Annotated in this window: 10 protein-coding genes; all 10 read left to right on the forward strand. The window is 48.8% G+C overall.

The features are described from left to right. Positions 1-1,292 (forward strand): sugar transferase (locus JW883_07480; protein ID MBN1842104.1); only part of this gene is annotated, 1,292 nt, incomplete at its 5' end. Between the two features lie 373 nt (positions 1,293-1,665). Continuing rightward, a complete protein-coding gene (locus tag JW883_07485) occupies positions 1,666-9,942 on the forward strand; it encodes an SDR family oxidoreductase (GenBank protein MBN1842105.1) in 8,277 nt (2,758 codons plus the stop codon). Further along, positions 9,929-10,852 (forward strand): 4'-phosphopantetheinyl transferase superfamily protein, encoded by a 924-nt coding sequence (locus tag JW883_07490; protein ID MBN1842106.1) that lies wholly within the window; start codon positions 9,929-9,931, stop codon positions 10,850-10,852. The genes JW883_07485 and JW883_07490 overlap by 14 nt, the downstream gene beginning before the upstream one ends. Positions 10,853-10,985: 133 nt before the next feature. Beyond that, positions 10,986-12,044, forward strand: coding sequence for a GNAT family N-acetyltransferase (locus JW883_07495; protein ID MBN1842107.1), 1,059 nt, complete (start codon positions 10,986-10,988; stop codon positions 12,042-12,044). 175 nt (positions 12,045-12,219) lie between these two features. After that, complete coding sequence (locus tag JW883_07500; protein MBN1842108.1) at positions 12,220-12,900, forward strand: CpsD/CapB family tyrosine-protein kinase; 681 nt, start codon at positions 12,220-12,222, stop codon at positions 12,898-12,900. A 23-nt stretch (positions 12,901-12,923) separates the two neighbouring features. Further along, the gene (locus JW883_07505) at positions 12,924-14,471 is read left to right on the forward strand and encodes a hypothetical protein (protein MBN1842109.1); all 1,548 of its coding nucleotides are present in this window, start codon (positions 12,924-12,926) and stop codon (positions 14,469-14,471) included. 222 nt (positions 14,472-14,693) lie between these two features. After that, positions 14,694-16,253, forward strand: a complete 1,560-nt coding sequence (murJ, locus tag JW883_07510; protein ID MBN1842110.1) for a murein biosynthesis integral membrane protein MurJ — start codon at positions 14,694-14,696, stop codon at positions 16,251-16,253. A gap of 584 nt (positions 16,254-16,837) precedes the next feature. Then, positions 16,838-17,791, forward strand: a complete 954-nt coding sequence (locus tag JW883_07515) for an O-antigen ligase family protein (GenBank protein MBN1842111.1) — start codon at positions 16,838-16,840, stop codon at positions 17,789-17,791. 13 nt (positions 17,792-17,804) lie between these two features. After that, positions 17,805-18,950 carry a glycosyltransferase gene (locus tag JW883_07520; GenBank protein MBN1842112.1) on the forward strand — a complete coding sequence of 382 codons (1,146 nt, stop codon included), beginning with the start codon at positions 17,805-17,807 and terminating at the stop codon, positions 18,948-18,950. Continuing rightward, entirely contained in the window at positions 18,951-20,480 is a 1,530-nt protein-coding gene (locus JW883_07525; protein MBN1842113.1) for an alkaline phosphatase family protein, read from the forward strand. Position 20,481 lies beyond the last annotated feature (1 nt).

Here is a 20,481-nt window from a genome sequence, read left to right on the forward strand (position 1 = left end):
CCATCCGCATGAAACTCGTTAATGTTATCGGCCTGTTGGCGATGTTGTTAGTGTGGCAAATGATCTGTTGCAATTTTGGGCTTTATAATTCTCGAAGATTGCAGAATAGTTTTCAGGAATGGAAAGACATCATCAAGGCCACGAGTCTTGTGACGGTCCTTTTCCTCCTGGGAGCGCACACCTTCAATATCGTGCTTTTCACACCGCTTTTCACATCTGTTTTCTGGCTGTCTCTGACCGTTTTGACCATTTTTTTCCGAACCGTGTTAAGGTACGGCCTGAAGAAGATACGCGTCCACGGCAAGAACTTGCGATTTATCCTGATCGTCGGGACGAACGAGAGGGCATATGACTTTGCTGATATGGTAAAGGAAAACAAGGAGTCCGGGTATCGGGTGGTGGGATATGTTGATGATCTAATCTATCTGCAAAAGCCAGGGATAAGGCTTTTGGGAACCATGGAGGATTTTCGCGACATCATCGGACAACTTGTCATTGACGAGGTGATCATTGCCCTGCCTGTCAAGTCCAAATACGAGAAGATTCAAACAATTATAGAGACAGCGGAAGAACAGGGCATCACAATACGTTGTCTTTGCCATCTGTTTAATACCAAAAGATCTGTCTTGACCGCCACAACGCTTGGGGGTTTTCCTGTGTTGGAAATTACCTCTAAACCGCGAGAAGACATCAGGTTTATTTTGAAAAGGTCCCTGGACATTGTGTTGGGATCGGTATTGCTTTTATTGACGCTGCCTGTGATGGCGGTTACCGCCATTGCGATAAAACTGACCTCCCGAGGCCCTGTCTTGTTTATTCAGCCCCGGGTAGGCTACAACAAGCGGATATTTGCATTATACAAGTTCCGGACAATGGTTGTGAATGCAGAAAAGATGCAGGATAGACTGGAGGATTCCAACCACATGGATGGTCCGGTGTTCAAGATTAAAGATGACCCGAGGGTTACCAATTTTGGCCGATGGCTGCGTAAGGCCAGCATTGACGAACTGCCACAGCTCTACAACATTGTCCGGGGCGACATGAGCCTGGTCGGCCCCAGACCACTTCCGGTGCGTGATTACAATGGTTTTAAGAAGGACTGGCAACGGAGGCGGTTTAGCGTGCGACCAGGGCTGACTTGTCTTTGGCAGGTTAATGGCAGAAACGGAACTTCTTTCGAAGATTGGATGAAGCTCGATATGAAGTATATTGATAACTGGAGCTTTTTCGGCGATATGAAGATCCTCGTTCAAACCATTCCAGTTGTCATAAACGGAAAAGGGGCGTATTAGATCCACCGGAGAGGCGCGGTGAGCGCAGCGATTTGATTCTTTTCTCTTGTTGAATCTACCCTTCGCCCAATGAAGAAACCGGAGACGATGAGAAAAACGCTCTATCCTTCCGAGTTCGCATACCTTGATACACCTTGACATTCATTCAGTCCCTCTGCAATTTCCACCTATCGGGATGAGGTATGTGGTCCTCATCCCTAAAGGAAAAGGCTATTCCTCAGTATGCTTTGCGATTTTTCGGTGAAGCATTCCTCCTAGTTTATTCGAAATTTGATCGATCAAATGGAAGGTGACGGGATGTTCGTAGTCGAATTGATGGTATTGGCTTGGCTTTTGCAGAAAAGTTGCTACAATTAAATTAGGTTTTTTATCCTTGAAAGGTATCTATATTATGCACAGGTTCCAGATTATTGCGCTTTCTCCTCCAGGCCTTTTCGATCCGGCTATTGCAATAGCTGCCAGTCGTGCAGGCGAGATCGGCATATTGGATCTCGAGTATGTCCGAAAAGAGGAAGCCGCCAGGGCTGCTTTGGGCAAACTGGCCCTGTATGCAAGGAATAGTTGCGGTGTTAGGCTTGATGCGGGAGATGATGAGTTCTTTTCAAGATTGATTGGCCACCTTCCGGAACAAACAGAGTATGTGATCTTGACTGGCATTGATTTCAAGAACTTGTCAGGCCAGGTTGAAGCCCTCCGTGGTCGAAATATTACCGTCTTATGGGAAAGTAAAAGCCTTGATCAGGCGCTTCAAGGTGTAGATGCCGGGGTGGACGGTTTGATCGCCAAGGGCAACGAGGCCGCTGGCTGGGTCGGGCAGGAAACCGCCTTTATTTTGCTTCAGCGGCTATTGCGCAACACATCGCTGCGAGTTTGGGCCCAGGGCGGGATCGGTTCGCATTCAGCAGCAGGCTGCTACGCGGCAGGAGCTGCAGGCGTGGTCGTGGATTCACAGCTTCTATTGACGCGGGAGTCTGCTATACCACACCGGGCCAAGGCGACCGTTGCCGGCATGGACGGCAGTGAAACGGTGTGTTTGGGAGAGGAGTTGGGAACATTATGCCGTGTATACGCGCCTCCAGGATTTTCCACACTGACAGGCATTCGAAAAATACTATCAGACTTTATTCAAAATGACCTATCAAATTCAGAAAAAATAAAGATATGGAAAAAGAAGATCGGATCACACCTTGGATGGGAGTATGGGAAGGAATGTCTTTGGTTTCTCGGGCAAGATATCGGTCTTGCCAAATGGTTTGCCCAGCGCTTTTTGACGGTTGGAGGGGTTTTAGAAGGGATCCGACAGTCCATTGATACCAATGTGGCTATTGCGTCCAATACTCAGCCCTTTAATGAAGCGTCTCCTCTTGCTCAGTCGCATGGTACACGTTATCCGATCGTCCAGGGCCCTATGGCACGGGTCAGTGATCGGGCCTCCTTCGTCGCCAAAGTTGCCGATGCAGGTGCGCTTCCTTTTTTGGCTTTAAGTTCCATGGGGCCCAGAGATATTGAGGGGCTTTTGGGTGATGCCCAAAAACTGCTCGGGAACCGTCCATGGGGGGTTGGCATCCTCGGTTTTCTTTCTTCACAGCTTCGCCAGGAACAGTTCCACGTGATTCGGCGTTTTCGCCCGCCTTTTGCCATTATCGCCGGAGCGCGTCCTGCTCATGTGAAACCTCTGGAACAGGAAGGCATTCGCACTTATGTGCATGTTCCCTCTCCCGGCCTGCTTAAGATGTTTATTGAAGCCGGGACACGCAGATTCATCTTTGAAGGACGCGAGTGCGGTGGCCATGTTGGGCCGCGATCCAGCTTTGTGCTCTGGAATGCCATGACCGATGTCCTCCTTGAGTGCGTTCCTGCGGGCGAACTTGCAGATTGCCATGTATTGTTTGCCGGCGGTATCCATGATGAACTTTCTTCCTGTATGGTGGCGGCTATAGCAGCTCCTTTGGCTGAGAAAGGTGTTAGGGTGGGCATCCTTATGGGTACAGCCTACCTATTTACCGAAGAAGCGGTATCTACCGGGGCACTGCTGGAGGGCTTTCAGAAAGAGGCTTTAAGGTGCAAAGAGACTGCGTTGCTGGAAACCGGACCTGGCCATGCTATCCGTTGTGCTATGAGTCCTTATGTAGAGAAGTTCAATCAGGAAAAGCGCCTGCTATTGCAGAAGGAAAGACAGCCGGACGAGGTTCGCAAGACCCTGGAAGAGATGAACCTTGGCCGTTTGCGTATTGCCTCCAAGGGCGTGAAACGAAACCCTGAGTGCCAACGATCTCGAAATGCCTCTGTGTTCATTACATTGGGGGAAGAGAAACAGCGCAGTGAAGGGCTTTATATGATTGGCCAGTTGGCAGCTTTGCGGGATGAGACGTGTACCATGGAGGGGTTGCATCAAAAAGTCTCTTTAGGGGGCTCCCGACGTCTAGCTGAACTTGAAGATTCAGGCCTTTCTTGTTTTTCAACGCAAACTCGGGAAAGCCCATGTGAAATTGCAATAATCGGTATGGCTTGTCTTGTGCCCAAGGCCCCGGGACTTCAGTCCTATTGGGAAAACATTATCAATAAAGTCAGCGCCATTACTGAGGTGCCGGAAGATCGCTGGGACTGGCGGTTATATTTCGACCCAGATTCGGACGCTCAAGACAAGTTTTATTCAAAATGGGGCGGATTTCTTGATCCCGTCCCATTTGACCCCATTCAATATGGGATGCCGCCTAATTCGTTGAGATCTATTGAACCGTTGCAACTACTTACGCTTGAAACGGTTGCAGCAGCTTTACGAGATGCCGGCTATGAAAACAGACCCTTTGCCAGAGAACGCACCTCAGTCATTATCGGGGCAAGTGGAGGCTTGGCAGATCTTGGCCAATATTACGCCTTTCGGGCTGCCCTGCCGACGTTTTTCGAGGATGTCCCTGAAGAAGTCCTATCACAACTTCCGAAGTGGACGGAGGATTCATTCCCCGGCACCCTTGCTAACGTGATTGCAGGTCGGGTGGCCAATCGCTTTGATTTTGGTGGGGTAAACTACAGTATGGATGCAGCCTGCGCTTCCTCTATGGCTGCAATCCACTCGGCTATGAGGGAACTGGAAAACAGGGCTAGCGATATGGTGCTTGTGGGAGGTGCTGATACGTTTCAGAACCCCCATTTTTTCTTCTGTTTCGCCAAGACCCATGCGCTGTCGCCAACAGGAAGGTGTCGGACCTTTGATAAGGATGCCGACGGAACCTGCATCAGCGAGAGTGTTGCAGTCGTGGCTCTCAAGCGGCTGGTTGATGCCGAGCGAGATGGAGACCGGATCTATGGCGTGATTAAAGGGGTGGGAGGGTCAAGTGATGGCCGTCACAAGGGACTCACAGCCCCGCACCCCGAAGGTCAGGCCAGGGCATTAAACCGGGCCTATGCCAAGGCGGATATCTCTCCTGCCACTGTAGGTCTCATTGAGGCCCATGGCACAGGCACAGTGGCAGGTGATCGTTCTGAAATTGAAACGCTGAAACAGGTATTTCAGTCGGCTGGCGCCTGCGCCAGAAGCTGTGCCCTCGGATCAGTCAAATCTATGATCGGCCACACAAAATCTGCCGCAGGAGTAGCCGGGCTTATCAAGGTTGCGTTGGCTCTTCACCACAAGGTCTTGCCGCCTACGATAGGGGTGGACAGCCCCAATCCGAGCTTGACGGAAAGTCCCTTCTACGTAAACACCGAAGTGCGCCCGTGGATTCACGGATCCAAGGACTATCCACGACGTGCTTGTACTAGCGCTTTCGGTTTTGGAGGTACAAACTTTCATGCTGTCATTGAAGAATATACAGGGAATTTTTTGGATTTCACCAACCAAGCAGTATCCCGACAGTGGCAAAGTGAAATCATTTTGTTGACAGCACCATCCCGCGAAGGACTTATCAAAGAGGTTAATGCACTTGATGAGAGCCTGGAACAGGGGGGCGAGCCCGAGTTGGCAGACCTGGCCTGCACGCTGTGGCAGAAGCGCGGTAATGCGAAGAAATTGAAACTGGCAATTGTAGCCCAGTCCTTGGATGATCTGCGGCAGAAACTCAAAACAGCGCAAAAGTCCTTAAAGGAATCTGGAGATATCTGGAATGCCAGTGGCATCTATTTTACTGAACGGCCCTTGGCCAAAGACTGTAATATTTGTTTCTTGTTTCCGGGGCAGGGATCTCAGCATCCAGACATGCTTCGAGAGCTTGCCATCTATTTTTCGGAGGTACGAAAGGCCTTTGAGCTGGCAGACCGTGTTTTGGAAAAACAGTATCCGAAGTTTTTGAGCAGCTATGTATTTCCGCCCCCTTGCTTCAGCAAAGAAGAAGAGCTCAGATGCCAAAAAGAACTTACCCAGACCAATATAGCCCAAGCAGCGCTTTCCGCTGCGGCTATGGGGGTTTTTCGACTGTTGGAGGCATTGAATGTAAGCCCGAATATGGTCGCCGGTCACAGTTCCGGCGAATACGTCGCATTGTGTGCCTCAGGTGTCTATGAAGAGGAAGACCTCTACAGGCTTACCGAGGCGAGGGGCCGGTTCATAGTGGAAATGGCGGGAGATGATACCGGCACAATGGTTGCTGTAAAGGCGGGGCGCAGGGAAATAGAAGATGTTATCAAGTCTATCGAACAAGTCTGGGTCGCTAACGTGAATGCCCCTACACAGACGATTATTTCGGGCAGAAAGGCAGATATGGCAGAAGCTGTAAGGCGTCTTGAAAATGAAGGTATGCAGGTACGTCCAATCCCGGTATCGTGTGCCTTTCACTCGCCACTCGTTGTCCCTGCACGGGATCGTCTTGCCGAGTTTATCTCGACTATTCATTTTGCCAAGCCGAAAATGGGGATTTTTTCCAATACGACCGCCGACTTATACCCACAGGATCCAGAAGAGATGAAGGTCCTGTTAAGCAAACATTTGATCAGTCCCGTGGAATTCACCAGAGAGGTTGAGCAAATGTACGACACGGGCGCCCGGATTTTCATAGAGGTGGGCCCACGTAATGTGCTGACAGGCCTGACAGGAAAGATCCTCGGTGAACGAACGCACCTGGCCGTGGCAGTGGACAAACGTGACCGTACAGGCTTGCTTCAGCTTCATCATGTGTTGGCACAACTGGCAACACATGGTGTTCCCCTTGAGCTTGATCGTTTCTACAGAGGGAGGGGCTTGCGTCTTCTAAACCTTGGTGCACTTGTGAAGGAAACGAAAAGCCAGCCGCTTTCTTCAACGACGTGGATGATTACTGGTGGCCGGGCTGTGCCTCTTAAAGAGGCACACGGTAGTGAGCGGGAAGAGAAAAGTCCGAGACGGGTGCGGGTGAAAGCCCCCAATTTGAGAACGAAACAGGAGGCAGGCAGTTTGACCATGGCCAAAAAAACAGGATCAAATCATCTTTCACAGGCCGGAACACAACGTCCTTGTGCGCTTCGTGGTTCTCGTTCTTCCAGTAATGAAGTTGACCGAGTCATGCTCGAGTTCCAACAGGTGATGGGTCGGTTCATGGAGCGGTTTCTGGAGACGCAGCAGGAAGTCATGAAGGCCTACCTTGGCAGGACGAGGAAGAGTGCCGGGTTGGCCAGTGGCGATTTTTCTGCGGCAAGTTTAGAGAAGATGACTGAATCGACCTTAAAGGAACTGGACCAAGTACGAGGTGAGCTGGAAAGTGGCAGGGAGGTTGACGATGTCGGGGAAGCCGAGAGCCAAAGAATGGAAGAAAGGCCTGCAGCAACCTCCGAGGAACGTTCCGGCCGTATAAGTCCTGCGGGTATTGACAGGGAAGAACTGACGAAAAATCTTGTTCAGATTGTAAGCGAGCGTACGGGGTATCCGCAGGATATGATTGACCTGGATCTTGACCTGGATGCGGAGCTTGGCATTGACTCGATCAAGTGGGTGGAGATCCTTGGTAAGCTTCAACAGTCTTATCTGAATCTCAGTGAGCAGCAAGCACAGGCAGCAATGGAAGAGCTGTCTGAAATTGCTACATTAAGGGGAGTGATTGACTGGTTTACAGGGACTTCAGGTCCCGGAAGACAAACCATGGACGAGATGTCCAATGATGTTATGGGGCAACAGGAAACCTCAAACAGGGGGTCCGCTGGGGCAGATAGCAGTGTTGCTGCACAAACCCTGCCACGTTTTGTCCTTTCTGCACTTGATATACCGCTCGAAGATTCCCACCTTCAAGTCGAGGGAGGATCTGTTTTTATCGTCACTGACGATGAGCGCGGCATTGCCCGGAGCGTGGCAGATGAACTTAAAGCCCTTGGGGCTCGTGTGGCCCTTGTTGGCATGGGCAAGAAGGTAAAGAAAAGGCGTAGGAACATTTATACGGCAGACTTGAGTGCGCCGGAGCAGGTCGATGAACTGGCAAGACTTGTTCGGCGAAAAGAGGGAGAGATTACCGGTGTCATTCACCTTTTGCCATTGAGAGTGGGAAAGCGCCTTGAGGAGATGGACCTTAAACAATGGCAAATGCGTCTTAGGGAAGAGGTAAAAAGCTTGTTCTACCTTGCCAAAGCTTGCGGCGAGGACCTCAGAAGAACCGCCAAAACAAAAAAAGCGCACTTGTTGACTGCCACTGGCATGGGGGGTACCTTTGGTGCTGGTATGGAGATGCCCAGGACTACGTTTGCAGGGCATGGGGGTTTGGCTGGGATTGTTAAGACTCTCGCCCTGGAGTGGCCTGACGTGCGGTGCCAAGTTGTGGACCTGGATCCGACAGATTCCATTTCAAGACTGGCAGGATACGTGCTTCGTGAAATGGGAAGTGAGGATGCAAATGTTGAAGTGGGTTACACGGAGGCACGTCGTCTGGCGCCTGTTCTAAAGCAAGCCCCCTTGGATATTGGAATGGCCGCTGTATTGACGATGGATTCAAGTTGGGTGGTTCTGGCAATTGGCGGGGCCCGTGGCATTACAGCGGAGGCGACCTTAGGGCTAGCCAAACGTTACAAGCCGACGATCTTGGTGGCAGGACGTTCCCCGCTTCCAGAGGAAGAGCCCCCTGAGACAGCAGCACTTACATCCACAGAGGAATTAAAGGCCGCATTGATTGAAAGGATGCGTCACTCAAAGGGTAAACCTACGCCAAGGCAGGTAGATGATGCCCTTAAACAAGTTCAGTGTAACAGAGAAATACACAGTAATCTTGCGGCCATGCAGGAAGCTGGGGCAAGGGTGAAATACTACCAGGTCGATGTGCGGGATGAAGAGGCTTTTGGTAATGTCATTGAAGAGATCTGCCAGGAGTATGGGCGACTGGATGGTTTGATTCATGGAGCGGGTGTCATCGAAGACAAGCTCATTGAAGACAAGACGGCTGATTCGTTTGATCGGGTTTTTGATACAAAGGTTGATAGCGCCTTTGTTCTTAGCAAAAAGCTCCCAATTGACTCCGTTAAATTTCTTGTTTTATTTTCGTCTATAGCAGGGCGTTTCGGCAATTGGGGACAAAGTGACTACGCTGCAGCTAATGAAGTGCTTAACAAGCTGGCCGTTTACCTTGACAGCAGATGGCCGGGACGGGTTGTGGCTATTAATTGGAATCCCTGGGCCAAGGCAGGGATGGCTACTGCCGAGGCTTTAAGGCAGTTTGCCGAGCAGGGCATACAGGCCATTGAACCGAGTGCTGGCCGCCGCATGTTGGATGAGGAACTCGGCTATGGTCGGAAAGGGCAGGCGGAAGTCGTCATTGGTGATGGCCCGTGGAACAGGGCTGCATCAACGGAGTTGACCTCCACTCATATTGCTTTTCCTCTTCTGCACGGGACACCGTTGAAGGTGGGTTACGATCATGGCGTGGAGGTTGTGCTGGCATTGGATCCCGAACGTGATCGTTATTTGCAGGACCATCGAATTGATGGGAAGGCAGTATTTCCGTTTGCCGTTGCCATGGAGTTGATGTCAGAAGTAGTCCAGCAGGGTTGGCCTGAACTGGTCGTGACGGGCATTCAGTCTGCGCGTCGTTTCCAGGGGATTGTATTGGACGGCGAAGGACAAAAAATCCGCGTGGTAGCAAAACCTCAGTGCGGTATTTCTGCGGAACAGGGGATCTCGAGACTGGATGTGACGATAGCGGGACTAAATCAAGATAAGTTGCCCTATTACAGTGCCACGGTGGAGGTGGGAAATCAACTTCCCCTTTCTCCAGAGTATAATGCCGAAATGCTTTCGAGACTTCAACCTTTTCCCATGAGCGCCGATGAGGCTTATAAGAAATGGCTTTTCCATGGCCCTTGTTTTCAAGGTATATCGAAGGTGGATGGTTTTAATGACAAGGGCATAAGTGCAGTGTTGCTGCCTTCAGTGCCGTCAGTGTGTCTGAACCGGAAAGTTGACAGCCCGTGGCTGATTGATCCTGTGGTGATTGATAGTGCCTTTCAGCTCTCAATCTTGTGGGAACGCGCTCATTATGACATGACATTTCTGATCTCGCGCGTCGGGTCTTATCGACGCTTTGGTTCGTTTTCCAATCAGCCTGTTCGATGCTGGGCCGAAATGCACGCCGGTGCCGGGGGACACCTTCTTTCCACCAATTTCCGTTTTGTAGATGAAAGGGGCAAGGTGATTGCCCTTATTGAGGAAATGGAAGGTTCTTGCAGCAAGGAGTTGAACCGGATTGTTGATCATGTCGGCATATAAGCGGGTCGAGACTCATCGCAGGAGCCCCAGTGCGATTTTCCGGACCTACGGGGCAGGCGCAGAGGACGCAGAGAGGATATATTTTTCTTTTTCAGCGGTGCAGAAAAAGAAAAAAGCTCACCGGTTTTCGCATTTTCGTGGTGAACGTTTTATTTGCGCTGAACCCTGGTCGGCACCAGTTACTCGTATGCCCGGTTCATTGAGGTTGCAGTGTTGTCGTGCCTTTGATATTGGCAATGGAGGGTCGCTTCAGAATCTGGCCAATGTCATCCTGAGTTCCAGAGAGATGAGAACCTGGTCGCAGTTGCGGGTTCCAGAAAGGCGCTGCCGAGAATGGCTCCTTGGTCGCCTTTGTGCCAAGGATGCGGTGCGAGTTCTTGTCAACGAAAAAAAGGGGTGGGGATTGGTCCCGTCGGAGATAGAAATCGTCACAAATGACTACGGACGTCCCTTGGTTGGTGCGAAGCTAGCCAGCGAGCTGGATTATCCTTTGTCCATTTCTATTGCCCATTCGGAGGGTGTGGCGGTGGGAATTGCTGGTGAATGTCGTGATTTTAGGGATGTAGGTATCGATATAGAGCCTGCCACTCGGGACTGCCGGGGACTAGAGAGGATAATTCTACGTACGAGTGAACGATCCCTTCTATCGACGATGAGTCGATTTAGAAGGCAGGAGTGGTTACTGTGTTTTTGGTGTGCCAAGGAAGCCGTGGCCAAAGCCCTCGGACAGGGAATGGTTGGAGGACCATGGGGTTTTCTGGTGAAAGGTGTGGAACTTAAAACGGGCAGGATAGTCTTGAAGCTTGCCGGCAAAGCTTTGCAGCAGTTGCCTCGTTACAGAAACAGGGTTTTCACCGTTTATTCGGGCTGTGAAACTGACTTTGTTTATGCCACATCGGTTGTAGACTGACATCGGTTTGCACATCTGTTTCGGGGCAGGCTGATAAATGGGAGGGGGCTGCCCACTAAATGGAAATGGCGGTTCGTGGGCGTGTTTTGGTGTTTTCGTGGTCAAATCATTCATTTCCTCAAAGGAGGGATGTTTGGGAGAGGCTTTACGTTATCGACGGCTTCGTAGAAGCGACAAAAAGGGACTCTGCGAACTTTTTTACGAGGTCTTTGGCGATGGAAAGGGTACTGATTACTGGGACTGGAAGTACTACCAAAATCCAGCAGGTTCGCATGCATCAGTAATAGCCTTGCATGGGTCTGAAGTAGTGGGCATTTTAGGTGGTATCCCCCTGAGAATGAAAGTGGGCGGTGATACATTGCTCGCCTGTCAGGGCGTTGATACCGTAATTTCTGGAAGACATCGGAAAAGTTCTACATTTTTCAAACTAGAAGCCAGGGTTACTGAACAAATGGAAAAGGCCCAACTGGCTTTTAGATATGCCTTTACTATAAAAGAAACTTACCGACTGTTTACAACAGCGCGCGGTTTTTCCGGTGTTTGTCCGATAATCAAGATGGCCAAGGTGATCAATCCGAGGCCATATCTTCGGCAGAAGACAGAGTTAGGCTTATTGACGGATACGTTGGGCGGTGTGGCAAAATGCGCTATTAGGAAGTGGAATAAGAAGAAGCTGTCTGTGCCTGAAGGCGTTGACATTGTCGAAATAAGCCGCTTTGATCACAGATTTGACGATCTTTGGCACCGAGAACGGGGAAACTATGAAATAGCAGTGGCCAGGAATAGTGAGTATCTCAACTGGCGATATGCTTACGCACCCAGGCGGTATAAGGTTTTTGGTGTTGAATGTAGGCAGGTTGTTAAAGGGTTTATCGTATTAGGGTGCTACAAAGAGGAGGTTACGAGGGGCCGAATCCTGGATATTTTAGTGGAAAGGGGACAGAAAGAACTGGTGGATTTGCTCGTTTCTGAGGCGCTAAACTATTTCATTGATCAAGACGTGGATGTCATCACGTGCTGGATGCTGGAAGGTTGGCCTGCTTTTCATGCCTTGAAGGAAAAAGGTTTTGTTCCAAGGCAAACGTCCCATGACCTTATTGTTCGGTCATATTTTCCGGACAAGATCAGCAATGAATACTTGGCTGACAGCTCTAGATGGTATGTAACAATGGGGGACAGTGATTATTATTGAGGATGTTTTTGGGACCCATACGTTGGATTATCATCTATTTCAGAAAATCCGGCTCAAAATTTGCACGGAATCTACGTGCGTGTTGTCAAAGAGTTCCGAGGGTGAGTCACTGTAAGTTATCGCCTGTGGTAATAATATTTGCGTCCTTAAAGAAATGGGAGGGATTACGGGAAAAATGACAATATCGAAGGTGCCGCCTTTTTTGCAATTGCCACCGGTCGTGCGGGCGCAATTTGAAAAGCTTGCGTCGAGTATTGTCATTCCCCAAAAAAAACAGAAGTTAAGGTCGATCGTTTTTATGAGTTACAATCATGGGGAGGGTACATCCACTATAGTAAAGTATTTTGCCGAGTCCTTGGCCCTCGGGCAAAAGCACAACGTGCTGGTAGTTGACGCAAATACCCGAACCCCTAGCCTGGGACAAAGATCAAATGGCAACGAGGTTAAACACAAATTTTCCTTTTCAGACCTCTTTACGGGGCAGATTGAAGACTGGGCATTGCCCAAGCCTTCGCCTGATTCCAACTTTTCTACCGTTCCAAGTGGAGATATTACATATCACCCATCACAGGTATTCGATCATGAACAATTTGACAGGTTCATAGATAGCGCAAAGAAACTGTTCCATTTTGTGATTTTCGATTCAAGCCCCATCGGTTTATACTATGACTCAATTGTCTTGAGTTCGCACGTAGACGGCGTCATATTGGTCGTTCAGGCAGAAAGAACGCAGCCGAACGAACTAAAACGGGCGAAACAGATGTTGCACGATAGTGATATCCCTGTACTGGGGGTCGTCTTGAACAGGCGGAGGTTTCGTATTCCAGCTTTTGTTTATCAAAGGTTTTTTGGATAGAAAGGCGTGGGATTGTGGAGGAGATGTTGAAAAAAGGAGAACTCCTGTATAACACTTTGTACGTCGTGTTCAGGAGAAGGGTTACGCTTACATTGTTGTGCGTTCTTTCCTTTGGATTCGTTGTTCTTTTTGCATCGTTGACAACACCGACTTTCAAGGCGACCACAAAGATCCTGATTCGGTCAAATCCGCAACAACAGTTGATCCTGTTCAAGAATCTGGCGACTCCAGGCAAGGAGAGTCCGGGTATTAATCCGGGGCATAATTTGATTCAGATACTAACGGGCAGGCAGATGGCTACAGAAGTTGTGGAGAAATTTGAACTCGACAAAAGGGCTCTGAGAAAAGCGAACGAATCCAAAGAGTCTAGGAGTAAAATCGTAGAATCTATTTTTGATACCCTCAACGTCATTGCTACAACTCTTAAAGGCTTGATTGGACTCGAATCTGACCCAGAGGACTATGTCTTACAGGAGGTTAAGCATCTTATTGAGAAGGCAGAAGACGTGCAATTGGAGGAAGAGAGTGACGTCATCAACCTGACTATATGGGAGGAGACGCCAACGCTATCTTCCGATATCGCCAATTTTATGGCTCATCGGCTCGTGGAAAGGGCTAGAGAACTGGAACAGGAGAACGCAAATCAGGCATATCTGTTTACCAGAGACAGAATCGAAAAAGCGGAGATAGACTTGCAAAAAGCCGAGAAATCACTGTTTGCCTTTAGAAAGAGGCACGGGGTGATCAATTTTAGTGATCAGAAAATGGAGAGGCTAAGAAATCTGACTGGCGTAGAAGACAGGTTCCGGATTCTCGAAGTTCAGATTGGAGAAAATGAGGCAAAGCTGGAAGAAATGAACAAGAGGATAGAGGGCCAAAGAAAGCTCCTCCAAAATGCCCCCGTCTTTTCCAACAACCCGGTTGTTAAAGGGTTGATAAGCGCTTTAAACATCCAAGAAATCAAACTTGCAGGCGCCCTGGAGCGATTTACGGAATCGAGTGAGGATGTGAAGACCCTTAAAGCTCAGGCCGCAGAAAGCAAAGACAGAATCGAGAAAGAACTAAGAGCGCTGCTGAATAGTGAGACGGCTATCCTTCAGTCTATTCATCCCGATTTGGCTGAGGAATATACCAGACTTCTGGTCGAAACTGGAGGGCTTCGTTCCAAACGGGCGATACTGGAATCGCAGATTAGCGGATTGAGGGAAGAGGCCTTTGAAATGGCTGAACTGGAAATGGAGTTAAAGAACCTGAACACGCGCAGAGCGGCAAAGAACACGATATATGATAACCTTTTGGGGAAGCTTTCCCAGCTCGAAGTCCAGAAGGCCTTTGAGATCATGGGCCATGATCTCAAAATCATTGATAAAGCCGATATCTCCAAAGATGCCCGTCCTGAACGGCCGGATTGGTCATTGCTGCTTCCTTTAGGTTTTGTAGGCAGTTTCTTGCTCAGTTTTGGACTGGTCTTTTTCATCGAGTATTGGGATGAATCCTTCAAGTCCCCCCAGGATGTTGAACAGAAGCTGGATCTGGACGTTCTATGCACAGTTCCCGATATGTCCACATGAGCGTAACCGACGATAGCCTACTGAAACAGCATATTAGGTTGGGGGACAGAAAACGAACACCGTTCAAGCTGTGCAACATGAGAGGGTCAATTCAGAATCCTTGGTAATGGAATACCTTGTGGTCGATGCCGTGTTCAGCTTTGTTTCCCGCTTCGTGGTTTGGGCCGATGCCTGTTGACGGCTGTTTTGGGCGGAGCTGCAGGAAGGGTAAGCTGAATTGACATGAAGCGCTTATCAGTACAGGGGATTGCCGAGGCGACTGTCATAATCGCCATTGCTCGAGCCTTGGCAGGCTTTTTGAAGCTACTTGTCATTGTTTTTATCGCGCGGGAGTTCGGGGCTGGTCTCATAGTCGATGCTTACATGGTTGCAAAATCGGTACCTATGTTGTTTTTCGTCATAGGTGAGGCGACATTTGTGACCAGTTTTTTGCCTGTATTCGTCAATTACAGGGTCAAGGAAGGTGAAAATCAGGCCTGGCTCCTGTCCGATTCCGTCTTTAGTTTCCTGCTCCTTTTCCTGACTGCCGTTGTCGCTTGTGTTGTGTTCTTTGCCCCCGGCCTGACCTTTGCGCTTGCTCCCGGGTTGCCCGAAGAAACCCTGTCCCTTGGGGCTTCCCTGGTAAGAATGATGTCTCCCGTCATAGTGCTTGCCGGTGCTTCCAGCATGGCAGCATCCATTTTCAATTCCTATCGTAACTTTACGATTCCGGCGGTTGCTTCGGTTTTGTTTCCCTTGGGAATCATAATTGCTGTCTGGCTGTTTGCCGACGTGATAGGCATTTACGCTATTCCCCTGGGGGCAGTTGCTGGAGCCGTTGCCCAAGCCGGCATCACGATAGCAGTTCTGGGAAAGACAAAAAGATGGCTTAGGCCGACGCTGCATTTTCAGTGTTCGGGATTTTTTGAGACGGTGAGGTCAACTGTACCCAGGCTTTTGACGCTTGTGGTCAACCGGGCAAACATCATGGTCGACAGGGTTTTTGCTTCAGCCCTGGGAGGTGGATATATCGCTGCGCTAAGTTATGCGGATAGAGTGGTGCAGATTTCTGTGGTTCTTTTTACCAGTTCATTTGCAAACGCAGCCATGCCGGTCTTGAGCAAGTCTGGTGCGTCTGGTGATTTCGATCGAGTAAGGAGACTATTTCATAAAATGACCGGATTTCTCTTTTTTGTTACCATGCCAGCGTCGATTATTCTCATTCTTTTTGGAAAAACGATCACCACCCTTTTGCTCCAAAGAGGTGCCTTCGACGTTGATGCGGTAATTTTGACCTCTTCCGCCATGATGTTTTACGGATTCGGACTGTTGCCCTTTGCAATGACCATGTTGCTGGGTGTGTTTTTCTACGCCTTGAGTGATTCAATGACTCCGATGAAGGCGGCTTTTGTGTGTTTTTTCCTTAATGTAGGACTTGATGCCCTCCTGGTTCGGTTTCTCGAACTCGGTGGCCTCGCCCTTACCACTTCGTTGGTGGCGATCTTCAGTACAGTCTTTCTATTCTGGTTCCTCAACAAGAAAATCGGCCCCTTGGATTTGAGGCGAATCATGGCCTCTTTTGGGAAGACCTTGACGTCGGCTTGTCTCATGGGGGTGATTATGTGGGGAGTCATGGTCTATTTTGAACGTTCAAACGCTCAGCCGGGATTATGGCTCCAGTTAGGGGGTAGCCTATGCCTTGGTTTTGTTGGATATGCTGGCATTTGCTGTTTGTTTAAGGTGGATGAATGCCGCGTGATCGTGGATGCCGTGTGTAGAAGATTTCAGCCTCGCCATAGGTAAAGGATGCCAGCTAGGGTTACATTTCTTATTGCTAGACTGCTTTTGCAGGCATGAAAATGGATGTAGTCGATTCGCAGTTTGAAAAAATCCCACAAACTTCGCGAGCGGGTTACTTGGCGTTTGGGTTGGTGTGTGTCGCTTTTGTGGCGGCATGGGCTTTCACATTTAGCTACTCAGTTCTCGCAGGACTGGGGATCTTGGTGGCTATAGGGCTATGCACTGTTACGTTTATGTATCCTTTTTGGCTCGTGTTAGGCGTGATGTTGACGTTACAGCTTGGCGAATTCCTGAATCTTCCGGTAACCAAGGATGGTTTGCCGTTGTACCTGGTACTGCTTTTTTTTGCATTTGCGATTTGGGTTGTCAGGGCCCTTCTGACAAAGGATCGGGATCTGTTCTTGACGCCATTGAGTAAGTCGACGCACATCCTGGTCTTGGTTTTTTGGCTCATTATGGTCGTATCGCTGGTAAACAGTAGTGATATGGATGCCTCGCTCAAAGTTGTAAAGAGGTTCACCTACTGCGTCATCGTTTATTTTTTCATACTCTTTAACATCAAAGACAAGGATCAGCTTCGGAAAGCTATGGTGATTTTCGTTTGCGGTAGTTTTGTAGTTGCCATCTTAGGATTGGTAGAAGGTGCGTCTGGAGAGCAGCTCTATGCGCTTCCTTTTTTGAAGTGGAAATCCTTATTTGGTGCGGGACTGCCGGAAATGGTTCTGAAGATTGAGCCTAACAGAATCGCCGGCCCCACAGGCAACTCTGAAAGACACACGATGTACATGATTACCCTGACTTTTATCTGCCTCTATTTGTTTGGCGCCATCAAATCAAAAGGGATGAAAGCGTTTATTGGCGCCATTATCGTCGTGGCTGCTGTGAATATCGTCGGGGCTGCTTACAAGGTTGGGATAGTTGCCCTAACTGCCTCATTAGTCATTTTTTGTTATTTTAGTGGGGCAAAGAAAAAATGGGTTGTGCTCATTTCGAGTATTGCGGCATTGTTTGTGATGATCTTTCTGGTATACCTTGTTTTCCCGGACATCAATGTAGAGCGTTTGATTTCCCTAAGCGGTGAGGCTGGGCAGCATGCGAAGCTGAGAATTCGCAATATGTTAATAGCATTGCAAATGTTTTTCCACAGTCCGATTATTGGCTCCGGCCCTAACGGTTTTATTAATGAATATTTTCGGTATGCCCTGTTTTATCCGGAGGCTGTGCAGCAGAAGCTGACAGCCCACAATTTATATTTACAGGTATTGGTGGATCATGGGTTGCTGGGTCTGCTTGTATTCTTGTTTGTCCTGATCACGGTGGCAAAAAGTCTGCGGCGTCGGATCACCGGAACAATCAGCCGTAATAGAGAGCTGGCAGTTGCCATTTTTGCGGCTTTATGTGCCTATGCAATCGTATGGTTGGCCTCCAGTTTGTTACTTGATCTGAATGTCTGGTTGCTCTTTGCTGTTGCGGGCGTTTTGGAAAGAATTGAGAGAACTGGCGAAAGTGCGCGCGACCTGTCCAGGAAGATGGCTGCATGATCGAACTAGCCGCATGAATATTCTCTATGTGATAGAAGGGGATGGCGGAGGTGCGGTAACGCACGTCTTGACACTGGCGCAAGGCTTGTCAGCAATGGGTGTGTCAGTCAGGATTGCCTTTATGTGCAAGGGGCCTGCCGTGACAGAAGCCGGAAAACTGGGGCTGAGTTTTTCGGTGGTTAACAAGACAATGCCACTGGACATTCGTCCTGTCCTGGAGCTTCTATCAGTTTTAAAAAAGCATGGCATTGATATTATACACAGTCATACTATACGTGGGAACTTTTATGCGAGGCTGGCCGGATTGCTGTACAGGAGGCCGATAAAATGTGTTACAACAATACATAGTCATATCGTTGATGAACTTAGAGGAGAGGGGACCTTCGGGTTCCGGGATTGGCTGTTGTGGAAAAGGGAGAAGCTGACCTGGAAGAAAGTAGACCATTTCATATGCGTGTCAGAGGGGTTAAGGCACAGGCTACTATCAAACAGTGTCCCTTATGACAGGATATCGGTAGTAGCGAATGGTGTCGAGGTGTCTGACTTGACGGCCAGGGAGAAACATAGAAAGTCTGTGAGAGAGGAGTTTTCATTACAGGATGATGAGGTACTGGTAACAACCGTTGGACGACTGGTCCCTGTGAAAAACCACATATTATTTCTTCAAGCTGCAAGGACTGTAGTGAAGACGAAAAGCGTGAAGTTTCTTGTTGTCGGAGATGGCGTGCTCTTCAATTCACTCAAGGAGAAGACGAAGGGGTGGAACCTTGAAGGCAGAGTGTTTTTTGCCGGATGGAGAGACAACGTTGGAAGGATACTCTATGCAACGGATATATATGTGATTACGTCCGTTGTAGAGGGGCTTAATCTTTCCGTATTGGAGGCCATGGCACACGGTGTGCCAATTGTGGGAACGGACGTGAAGGGAGTTTCTGACATTGTAGTGGATAAGGAGACCGGCTTCCTGGTTGAGTTGAATAATGTTGATAGGCTTGCAAACGCTATACTCACACTGGCCGGCAACAGGGAGTTATCCGAGCGAATGGGGAGAAATGGCAGACAACTCGTTGAAGAGAGATATTCAGTTCAGGCAATGGTGGACAATACCGCAAGGGTCTATGAAGACTTGTATAAAATTTCAGGCAATGAGGTATTATAGATGGGGTGTAAGAAAATACTGTTCATAGAGCTGGATGGTGCTACATGGGATGTTATAACCCCGCTGATTGGGAAAGGAAAACTCCCGAGCATCAAGCGACTCAGAGATATGGGTTCGTCTGGTATCCTGATGTCTGAACATGCGGCGATATCCCCAAAGATATGGACATCCATGTTTGCAGGGAAGGGCCATGAGAAGACGGGGATTGATTTTTTTGGCGGTACTTCGAGGATGGTGAAATGCAAACGATTATGGGATATCTTTAGCGAAAATGGGTATAGAGTAGGAGTCTTTGGCAGCTTCGCCACATGGCCGCCCTATGAGGTCAATGGGTTTATGATACCAGCCATTGATTCGGTCGGGACAGAAACCTACCCGCCGGAATACACGGTCTTCCAAGAGCTCGCCTTGAACGAACGAAAGAAATCTAAAGGGATGGAGGTCGGCTCTTTGCCTCTGACTAGTACGTTGGAGTATGCCATCAAGTTGAAAAAGATAGGGGTTTGTTGGAAGACCTACTTGAAGGTTTTGGGGTTTTTTACAGAACGTGTGATGGGCTATCTTGGCAGACCGAAAGATCAGCATTGGAAGAAAGTGATCCTTCATTCGGAGATTTCCGCAGATGTCTTTATCCATTTGTGCAGGCGCTTCCGACCGGATTTTGCCACAATTCACATGCATATTTGCGATTTTCTTTCTCACAGGTACTGGATGGCCTATGAGCCATCCAAGTTTCCTGGGATAGAGAAAAAGCTGGTTGAGCAATACAGGGAGGTCATACCCAGGGGCTATATTCAGGCTGACAAGGCCATCGGAAGGATCTTGGATTCAGTTGGCAAGGAGGCAAACATTGTTTTAGTGTCCGATCATGGTTTTGAGGCAAAAGCGGGCGGGTTCAACCCTCACGAGATAAGTATTGATAAGTTGTTGGAGGTGTTAAGGTTACGCGGAAAGGTCATCGGCGCCCGGTTTGGGCCTGGGGTATACATAAACTTTCAGGATGAAATGCTTATGCATCATGCAGCTGATGTGCTGGCCCATGCCTTCTCGGAAGAGACAGGTGAAAAGGTGTTTCACGTACGAATTTTCGAAAAAACACTTATTGTTCAAAAACCCATGGAGAAATTGAATCGAGACGAAATTTTGAAGAGTGATTCATTTATAGATTTTGGAGAATACGGAACGCATCGTGCCCTTGATTTGTATGTCAGGGAAAAGCAAATGATGTCCGGAGTTCATGCTGAAGAAGGTGTTATAGTCATGTGTGGTCCTGATATAAAAAGTGGCGCGCGACTGGAGAATCTGTCATTCTATGACATAGCACCAACGGTCCTGTGGCTCATGGGTTTGCCTGTGGCCAAGGATATGTGCGGCAGGGCAATAATAGAAGCTGTAGATGAAACTTATTTGAGAGAAAACCCATTGAAAGAGATTGACACCTATGAAGAAGGCGTAGATGCAGAGGATACTGTTGAAGAATTAGACTACGGCAAGATAGAAGAACGACTCAAGAGTTTGGGATATCTTTAGG

It is taken from the genome of Deltaproteobacteria bacterium (genome assembly GCA_016930875.1).
GTDB lineage: Bacteria > Desulfobacterota > Desulfobacteria > Desulfobacterales.

Bases quoted from the DNA above. Each gene is read 5' to 3' on its own strand.
- JW883_07505 (MBN1842109.1), top strand. From the start codon at position 12,924: ATGTTGAAAAAAGGAGAACTCCTGTATAACACTTTGTACGTCGTGTTC.
- JW883_07490 (MBN1842106.1), top strand. From the start codon at position 9,929: ATGTCGGCATATAAGCGGGTCGAGACTCATCGCAGGAGCCCCAGTGCG.
- JW883_07515 (MBN1842111.1), top strand. From the start codon at position 16,838: ATGGTGATTTTCGTTTGCGGTAGTTTTGTAGTTGCCATCTTAGGATTG.
- JW883_07520 (MBN1842112.1), top strand. From the start codon at position 17,805: ATGAATATTCTCTATGTGATAGAAGGGGATGGCGGAGGTGCGGTAACG.
- murJ (MBN1842110.1), top strand. From the start codon at position 14,694: ATGAAGCGCTTATCAGTACAGGGGATTGCCGAGGCGACTGTCATAATC.
- JW883_07525 (MBN1842113.1), top strand. From the start codon at position 18,951: ATGGGGTGTAAGAAAATACTGTTCATAGAGCTGGATGGTGCTACATGG.
- JW883_07500 (MBN1842108.1), top strand. From the start codon at position 12,220: ATGACAATATCGAAGGTGCCGCCTTTTTTGCAATTGCCACCGGTCGTG.